Source organism: Streptomyces sp. NPDC055078 (assembly GCF_053607985.1).
In genome coordinates this window covers 1-3,080 of the sequence record NZ_JBSGUP010000844.1, presented here as the reverse complement: position 1 = coordinate 3,080, position 3,080 = coordinate 1, and the positions used below count along the sequence as shown (strand labels likewise).

1 protein-coding gene and 1 pseudogene are annotated in these 3,080 nt (G+C 70.7%); both read left to right on the top strand.

Annotated features, from left to right (window positions below; genetic code table 11):
• Window positions 1–82: 82 nt before the first annotated feature.
• The gene (locus tag ACWF94_RS37540; RefSeq protein WP_453499261.1) at window positions 83–1,879 is read left to right on the top strand and encodes an ABC-F family ATP-binding cassette domain-containing protein; all 1,797 of its coding nucleotides are present in this window, start codon (window positions 83–85) and stop codon (window positions 1,877–1,879) included.
• Between the two features lie 254 nt (window positions 1,880–2,133).
• Window positions 2,134–3,080 (top strand): annotated as a pseudogene (locus ACWF94_RS37535) (PQQ-binding-like beta-propeller repeat protein); the annotation flags it as partial.

Genomic DNA, 3,080 nt, shown 5'->3' with positions numbered 1-3,080 from the left:
GCACGGGGGCCCTGCGCCGGGTCCCCCGACCTGGGGCGCCGACTACGCTGGGGGCCGGTCGTCCCCCCAGCGCAGGAGAGAAATGGCAGTCAACCTGGTCAATGTCGAGGCCGTCAGCAAGGTGTACGGGACCCGTGCACTGCTCGACGGCGTATCTCTCGGCGTTTCCGAAGGGGACCGCATCGGGGTGGTCGGCCGCAATGGCGACGGCAAGACGACCCTGATCAGGCTGCTCGCCCAGCTGGAGGACCCGGACACCGGCCGGGTCACGCAGAGCGGCGGACTGCGCAGCGGGGTGCTCACCCAGCACGACTCGCTCGATCCGCGCGCGACCGTGCGGCATGAGGTGATCGGGGATCTCGCGGACCACGAGTGGGCCGGGAACGCCAAGATCCGTGACGTACTGACCGGGCTGTTCGGCGGTCTTGACATGCCGGGCTTCGCGCAGGGGCTCGACACCGTCATCGATCCGCTGTCGGGCGGGGAGCGCCGCCGGGTCGCGCTCGCCAAGCTCCTCATCGCCGAGCAGGACCTGATCATCCTGGACGAGCCGACGAACCACCTCGATGTCGAGGGCATCGCCTGGCTGGCCGGGCATCTGCGGGCGCGGCGCTCCGCGCTCGTGTGCGTCACCCACGACCGGTGGTTCCTGGACCAGGTCTGCACCCGGATGTGGGACGTGCAGCGCGGTGATGTGTACGAGTACGAGGGCGGCTACAGCGACTACGTCTTCGCGCGGGCCGAGCGGGAGCGCATCGCCGCCACCGAGGAGGCCAAGCGGCAGAACCTGATGCGCAAGGAGCTGGCCTGGCTGCGGCGCGGCGCCCCCGCCCGTACGTCCAAGCCCCGCTACCGCATCGAGGCCGCCAATGAGCTGATCGCCGATGTGCCGCCGCCGCGCGACACCAGCGAGCTGATGAAGTTCGCGGGCGCGCGGCTCGGCAAGACCGTCTTCGACCTGGAGGACGTGACCGTACGGGCGGGGGAGAAGCTGCTGCTGGAGCGGCTGACCTGGCAGCTCGGCCCCGGCGACCGGATCGGTCTGGTCGGGGTGAACGGCGCGGGCAAGACCTCGCTGCTGCGGGCGCTCGCGGACGCGGCCACCAGCGACGGCGAGGTGCAGCCGGCCGCCGGGCGGATCACGGTCGGCAAGACCGTACGGCTGGCGTATCTCTCCCAGGACGTCACCGAACTGCCTCCGGCGCTGCGCGTCCTGGAGGCGGTCCAGCAGATCCGGGACCGGGTCGACCTCGGCAAGGGCCGGGAGATGACGGCGGGGCAGCTGTGCGAGCAGTTCGGCTTCGGCAAGGAGAAGCAGTGGACACCGGTCTCCGATCTCTCCGGCGGTGAGCGCCGGCGACTGCAGTTGCTGCGGCTGCTGATGGGCGAGCCGAACGTCCTCTTCCTCGACGAGCCCACCAACGATCTCGACATCGAGACCCTGACCCAGCTGGAGGACCTCCTCGACGGCTGGCCCGGCTCGCTGGTGGTCATCTCCCACGACCGGTTCTTCATCGAGCGCACGACCGACCGGACGTTCGCGCTGCTCGGGGACGCGGCGCTGCGGATGCTGCCGCGCGGTATCGAGGAGTATCTGGAGCGGCGCCGGCGCATGGTCGAGGCGGCGGTCCCGGCCCCGGCCGCGCCGGTGGTCAAGGAGAAGCCTGCCGGGGAGGCCAGGGCCGCCCGGAAGGAGTTGCAGCGCATCGAGCGACAGCTCGAAAAGATCTCCGGCCGGGAGAGCGCTCTGCACGCCCGGATCGCCGAGAACGCCACGGATTTCGAGCAGGTCGCCAAACTCGACATGGAACTGCGCGAACTGACCGGTGAGCGGGATGAATTGGAGATGCGCTGGCTGGAGCTGGCCGACGAGGCATAACGAGCGGCGGGCACGGGTCGCGTAACGAGGTCATTACGGGCCGGTCCTCCCTTGGGCACAGCGGTGGACCGAGCCCGGGCCCGAAGTGACTCGGGTGATAGAAAGAAGTCCCGCTCAAGTGTCGTGAAATCGCGGGATCGATGTCCGAAAACGCTCCATTCCGGGTGCGGCGCCTCTTTTCGAGTCCTTTCGAGGCGCACCGGAACAGCGGGGGAGGCGTTCGGGCTTCGGACCGTACGAAGGGGGAAGCGCTGATGTCTCAGCCGCCCAGCCAGCAGCCGCCGGGGGGCTTCGGGGCTCCCGAGGACCCGCAGCAGGGGGTCCCTCAGCCGCCCGCCCAGCCGCCGCAGATGCCGCCGGTTCCACCGGGGCCGCCAGGGGCGCCACCGCCCCAGCAGCCCGGCCAGCAGCCCGGTTACGGCTATCCCCAGCAGCAGGGTCCGTACGGTCAGCAGCCTCCGCAGCCCGGACCGTACGGCGAGCAGCCCCCCGGACCCTATGGCCAGCAGCCGCAGTCCGGTCCGTACCAGCAGCCGGGGCAGCCCGGTCAGCAGCAGCCCGGAGCGTACGGGCAGCAGCCGTCCGGCCCGTATCAGCAGCAGCCGGGGGCGCCCGGTCAGCAGCCCGGTCCCTACGGCCAGAACCCCGGTCCCTACGGGCAGAACCCCGGTGCCTACGGGCCGGGCGGCGGCTACCCGGGCCAGCCCCAGTACCCGGGCGGGCCGGCCCCGGCCACGGGCGGCGGCGGCTTCTTCAAGGGCAAGCGCGGCGCGATCATCGGCGCGGCCGTCGCCGCGCTGCTGGTGATCGGCGGCGGGACGTACTTCATCGTCTCCGGTGACGACGAGAAGGACGACAAGACCAAGAACGTCAGCAAGAGCGAGGAGCCCGAGCCGACCGGGGCCGCGTCCCCCTCCGCCTCCGCCGACCAGGGCGACGGCAGCGGCAACAACGGCGAGGGCGGCGATGAGGACCTCAACGCCGGTCGCAAGGACGGCGAGGCGAAGGTCCTCTTCCTCAACAAGAACGACACCGATCTGCCCAAGAACGGCGCCGAGACCTTCGGCCCCTGGGTGGCGGGCGATATCGTTGCCAAGGCCATGTACCGGGAGATCGCGGGCTATTCGGTCACCGACGGCAGCAAGAAGTGGTCGGTGCCGATCACCACCGAGGTGTGCTCGTCCGCCGCGCAGACCACCAC

What these genes read in the sequence shown, in the direction of transcription:
- ACWF94_RS37540 (WP_453499261.1), top strand. Translation starts at nt 83, where the DNA reads ATGGCAGTCAACCTGGTCAATGTCGAGGCCGTCAGCAAGGTGTACGGG.